This is a genomic window from Longimicrobiaceae bacterium (genome assembly GCA_035696245.1).
Taxonomy (GTDB): Bacteria; Gemmatimonadota; Gemmatimonadetes; order Longimicrobiales; family Longimicrobiaceae; genus DASRQW01.
Genome location: DASRQW010000534.1, coordinates 1 through 5,227, shown reverse-complemented (window position 1 = coordinate 5,227; position 5,227 = coordinate 1). Strand labels below are relative to the sequence as shown.

Below are 5,227 nucleotides of genomic sequence, written 5' to 3'. Positions count from 1 at the left end.
TCCCGGTCTGTTTCGTCCCGCGGAGGGCTCGCGAGGACCTTTGGCCCGCAGCTTCGTACACAGGGCATGGTGCAGCCATGAAGCCGGATATTCATCCCAACTACAAGACCACCACGGTGCACTGTGCCTGTGGCAACACCTTCGAGACCCGCTCCACGACCGACGGCATCAGCGTGGAAGTGTGCTCGGCCTGCCACCCGTACTACACGGGCAAGCAGAAGCTGATGGACACGGCGGGACGCGTCGAGCGGTTCCGGCAGCGCTACGCCGGCACCGAAGCGGCGGCCAAGTAAGACAGCGAGCCGGGGCCCAGCGCCCCGGCTCTCTCGCTTCTGCCAGCCATGGAAGACCGTCTCCAGGAAATCGAGAGCCGTTACGCGGACCTCGGCACCCAGCTAGCCGACCCCGCCGTGACCGGCGACCCCAAGCGCCTCCGCGACCTCTCGCGCGAGCACTCGCAGCTTTCGCAGGTGGTGGAAACCGCCGCGCGGCTGCGCAGGGCCCGCCGCGAGCTGGCGGAGACGCGCGCCATGCTGGGCGGCGACGACGCCGAGCTGCTGGCCATGGCCCAGGCCGAGGCCGGCGAGCTGGAAGGCACCGTCGCCACGCTGGAGGCCGAGGTCAAGCTGCTCCTGCTCCCCCGCGACCCGCTGGACGACCGCGACGCCGTCGTAGAAGTCCGCGCGGGCACTGGCGGCGACGAGGCGGCGCTCTTCGCGGGCGACCTGTTCCGCATGTACACCCGCTTCGCCGAGCGGCGCGGGTGGAAGATCGAGATGATGTCCGTCTCCGAGGGCGGCATGGGCGGCTACAAGGAAGCGGTCTTCGTCGTCCGCGGCCAGAACGCGTACGGCGACCTGCGCTACGAGAGCGGCGTGCACCGCGTGCAGCGCGTGCCGGCTACGGAGACGCAGGGCCGCATCCACACCTCGGCCGCCACCGTGGCGGTGCTGCCGGAGGCGGAGGAGGTGGACGTGCAGATCAACCCCAACGAGCTGAAGATCGACGTCTACCGCTCGTCGGGCCCCGGCGGCCAGTCGGTGAACACGACCGACAGCGCCGTGCGCATCACCCACCTGCCCTCGGGGCTGGTGGTGACGTGCCAGGACGAGAAGAGCCAGCACAAGAACAAGGACAAGGCCATGCAGGTGCTCCGCTCGCGCCTGCTGGACGCGCGCATCGCGGAGCAGGAGGCGGAGCGCTCGCGCGACCGCAAGGCGCAGGTGGGCACCGGCGACCGCTCGGCCAAGATCCGCACGTACAACTTCCCGCAGAGCCGCATCACCGACCACCGCATCGGGTTCACCACGCACGCGCTGCAGCAGGTGCTGGACGGCGACCTGGGCGAGGTGATCGAGCGGCTCAAGCTGTCGGTGCAGGAAGAGCGCGCCGCGTAAGCCCGCGTTGACTCGCGCCCCCGCCCCCCATCCGCCCCGCATCTTCCGGCTTGCGCACTGCGCCGCCGGCGGGCGGGGACGCGTCCGTTCTCCTCGTCCGACCCGCCGGGGCGACGCGTGAGCGAGGCGGCGCGGACGTGGACGGTGATGGAGATGCTGGCGTGGACGGCGGACTGGCTCAAGGGCAAGGGCTTCCACAACCCGCGGCTGAACGGCGAGCTGCTGCTGTCCGGCGTCCTGGGCCTCAAGCGGCTGGACCTGTACCTCCAGTACGACCGCCCGCTGCGGCCGGAAGAGGTGGCGCTGTTCAAGGAGCGGCTGCTGCGACGTGCGAAGCGCGAGCCGCTGCAGTACATTGACGGCGTGGCCGCCTTCCGCGACCTGCGGCTGGCGGTGGACCGGCGCGTTCTCATCCCCCGTCCCGAGACGGAGACGCTGGTGGACGAGGTGCTCGCCTGGGCGCGGGGCCGGGAGGGCCTGCACGCGCTGGACGTGGGCACCGGCTCCGGCGCCATCGCGCTGGCGCTCGCCACCGAGGGCCCGTTCGCGCGCGTGGTCGCCACAGACGTGGAGGCCGGCGCGCTCGAAGTCGCCCGTGCGAACCACGCCTCTGCCGCGCCGCACGCGCCGGTGGAGTTCCGCCAGGGCGACGCGTACGCGCCGGTGGCGGGGGAGACGTTCGACGTGGTCGTCTCCAATCCGCCGTACGTCGGCCTCTCCGAGCGCGAGTCGCTGGACGCCGAAGTGCGCGACTGGGAGCCGGCCAGCGCCCTCTTCTCAGGCGCGGACGGGCTGGACGTGGTGCGGCGGCTCGTCTCCGGCGCGCCCGCGGTCCTCCGCCCGAACGGGCTGCTGGCGATGGAGATCGGCGCCGAGCAGGGCGCGGCGGTGGCGGACCTCGTACGCGCGACGGCGGGCTTCGGCGAGCCGCGGGTGCTGCGCGACCTTGCAGGGCGCGAACGGATGGTGCTGGCGGACTTCGGCGGCTGACGGCCGCGGCCCGGGCGGGCTTATTCGTTCCCGCGGGCGACACGACACTGGGCCGCGGCGGCGCCGCAGGCCGGAAAGGACTTGCGGGATGGACCTGATCTGGGAGAAGGCACGCGAGGTGGGCCGCCTGCTCGCGCAGAGCGGCGAGTACGGCGCGCTGAAGCGAGCCAACACGACGCTGAGCGACGACCGCCAGACGGTGGCGCTGCTCAACCGGCTCAACGAGATCCAGGAGGCCTTCGGCCGCGCCATCGAGAGCGGCGAGGAGCCCACCGAGGAGCAGCAGCTGGAGTTCGAGCGCGTGGCCATGCAGGCCCAGGCCAGCCCCGCCTACCAGGCGTTCGAGTCGGCCCGCGCGAACTTCGACAAGCTGATGATGCGCATCAACGAAGAGATCGCGAAGGGGATCGAGGCCGGCGAGCAGAGCCGCATCATCCTCCCGTCCTAATTCCTGGAAAGCGGTAGATGAGCTTTCTCCCCGGCTGGCTGCAGGAAGGGTTCGTCCGCTTCATCAAGCCGCTGATGGACGCGCTGGTGCGCCGCCGCGTGCACCCGAACCTGATCACCACGGTCGGGTTCCTGGTGACCTGCGGCGCCGGGCTCTGCTTCTTCCGCGGGCACCTGGGGTGGGGCGGCTTCCTGATCCTGCTGGGCGGCCTGTTCGACATCCTGGACGGGTACGTGGCCCGCGGGACGGGCCTGGCATCGGTCTTCGGGTCGTTCTACGATTCCACCCTGGACCGCGTCTCCGAGATCGTGGTCTTCATCGGCCTCTTCTCGGTGTACAGCGGAGGCCATCCGTACGTCGGGGAACCGTGGATGGTGTACACGGTCGCGCTGGCGCTGGCCGGCTCCCTGATGATCTCGTACACCCGCGCGCGGGCCGAGGGGCTGGGCATCGACTGCAAGGTCGGGCTCATGCAGCGCCCGGAGCGCGTGGTACTGCTGGGCATCGCGGCGATGCTCGGCACCAAGTGGGACGGCGTGGTGCTCACGTGGGTCCTCATCGCCATGGCGGTGCTGACCAACCTGACGGCGTTCCAGCGCATCGTCTGGGTGTACCGCCACACGCGGCGACACCCGCCCGCCGGTCCAAGCGCCGGTCCCAACACCGCCAACTAGAGGCAAGCCATGACCAACGAACAGAACAAGCCGCGGCCCGCCACGGGCAAGCTCGGCATCCTCCTCCCCGGCCTCGGGGCGGTTTCGACCACGCTGATCGCCGGCGTGGAGCTGACCCGCCGCGGCATCGCGCGCCCCATCGGGTCGATGACGCAGATGGGCACCATCCGCCTGGGGAAGCGCAGCGACAAGCGCTCGCCCAAGATCAGCGACTTCGTGCCGCTCGCGAACCTGGACGACATCGTGTTCGGCGCCTGGGACCCCATCGCGGACGACGCGTACGAGTCGGCGCTGAACGCCGGCGTGCTGAACAAGTGGGAGCACATCGAGCCCATCGCCGACTTCCTGAAGTCGATCAAGCCGATGCCGGCCGCGTTCGACCAGAACTACGTCAAGAAGCTCCAGGGCACCAACGTGAAGCCCGGCACCTCCAAGCGCGAGTGGGCCGAGGCCCTGCGCGAGGACATCCGCCGCTTCAAGGACGAGAAGGGCTGCGACCGCCTGGTGATGGTGTGGTGCGGAAGCACCGAGATCTTCATCCGCCCCGGCGCCACGCACGAGACGCTGGAGGCCTTCGAGGCCGCGCTGGATGCCAACGACGAGAGCATCGCGCCCAGCATGCTGTACGCGTACGCCGCCCTGAAGGAGGGCGTGCCCTACGCGAACGGCGCACCCAACCTGTCGGCCGACTTCGGCGGCATGCTGGAGCTGGCGCAGCAGAACCAGGTGCCCGTGGCGGGCAAGGACTTCAAGACCGGCCAGACGCTGCTCAAGACGGTGCTGGCGCCCATGTTCAAGGCGCGCCTGCTCGCGGTGGACGGCTGGTACAGCACGAACATCCTGGGCAACCGCGACGGTGAGGTGCTGGACGACCCGGAGTCGTTCAAGACCAAGGAGGAGAGCAAGCTGGGAGTGCTGGAGCACATCCTGGAGCCCGAGTCTCACCCCGAGCTGTACGGCAACATCTACCACAAGGTGCGGATCAACTACTACCCGCCGCGTGGTGACGAGAAGGAAGGCTGGGACAACATCGACATCCGCGGGTGGATGGGCTACAAGATGCAGATCAAGGTGGACTTCCTCTGCCGCGACAGCATCCTGGCCGCGCCCATCGTGCTGGACCTGGCGCTGTTCCTGGACCTCGCGAGCCGCGCGGGCCTGTACGGCATCCAGGAGTGGCTCTCGTTCTACCTGAAGAGCCCGATGCACGCGCCGCAGGTGAAGCCGGAGCACGACCTGTTCATCCAGCAGATGAAGCTGAAGAACACGCTCCGCTGGATGATGGGCGAGGACCAGATCACGCACCTGGGCCTGGAGTACTACATGCAGGAAGTCGAAGAAGCCGCCGGCGTCTGACGCTCCTACGCCTCGACCCCGGTCCTCTCGCATGTGAGGCGAGCGGTCTAACCAACTGAGTCGAACGAGAACGGCCCCGTCCATCGCGGACGGGGCCGTTCCGTTTTGCGAGTTGCCTGGCGGGTAGATCGCTGTGTCCCCTGGCGGTTTCAATCAACCCGAGAGAAGACGATCTACTTATCGTCGGCCGCGATAAGCACTACTGCTCCTCCAACCGCGCCCGCCGTGCAGATAATGAAGAGCACTCGGGCTCTCGTCCGGCTACGGGCATCCTCATCAATCGTAAACTGCGCTTGGTGCAATGTTTCTTCGAAAGATGTCCACCCTCCACCTCCACCTCCACCACCACCTCCACCACCCCC

6 protein-coding genes are annotated in these 5,227 nt (G+C 68.9%); all 6 read left to right on the top strand.

Annotated features, from left to right (window positions below; translation table 11 throughout):
• Positions 1-77 precede the first annotated feature (77 nt).
• The 6 genes from rpmE (at position 78) to VFE05_23705 (ending at position 4,865) form a co-directional block, all read left to right on the top strand.
• Positions 78-293, top strand: a complete 216-nt coding sequence (gene rpmE, locus VFE05_23730) for a 50S ribosomal protein L31 (protein ID HET6233108.1) — start codon at positions 78-80, stop codon at positions 291-293.
• Between the two features lie 39 nt (positions 294-332).
• Positions 333-1,397 (top strand): peptide chain release factor 1, encoded by a 1,065-nt coding sequence (gene prfA / locus VFE05_23725; protein ID HET6233107.1) that lies wholly within the window; start codon positions 333-335, stop codon positions 1,395-1,397.
• 117 nt (positions 1,398-1,514) lie between these two features.
• Positions 1,515-2,387, top strand: coding sequence for a peptide chain release factor N(5)-glutamine methyltransferase (gene prmC / locus VFE05_23720; GenBank protein ID HET6233106.1), 873 nt, complete (start codon positions 1,515-1,517; stop codon positions 2,385-2,387).
• 88 nt (positions 2,388-2,475) lie between these two features.
• Entirely contained in the window at positions 2,476-2,835 is a 360-nt protein-coding gene (locus VFE05_23715) for a YlbF family regulator (GenBank protein ID HET6233105.1), read from the top strand.
• Positions 2,836-2,852: 17 nt separating this feature from the next.
• Positions 2,853-3,509, top strand: coding sequence for a CDP-alcohol phosphatidyltransferase family protein (locus VFE05_23710; GenBank protein HET6233104.1), 657 nt, complete (start codon positions 2,853-2,855; stop codon positions 3,507-3,509).
• Between the two features lie 9 nt (positions 3,510-3,518).
• Positions 3,519-4,865 (top strand): inositol-3-phosphate synthase, encoded by a 1,347-nt coding sequence (locus VFE05_23705; protein HET6233103.1) that lies wholly within the window; start codon positions 3,519-3,521, stop codon positions 4,863-4,865.
• Positions 4,866-5,227 lie beyond the last annotated feature (362 nt).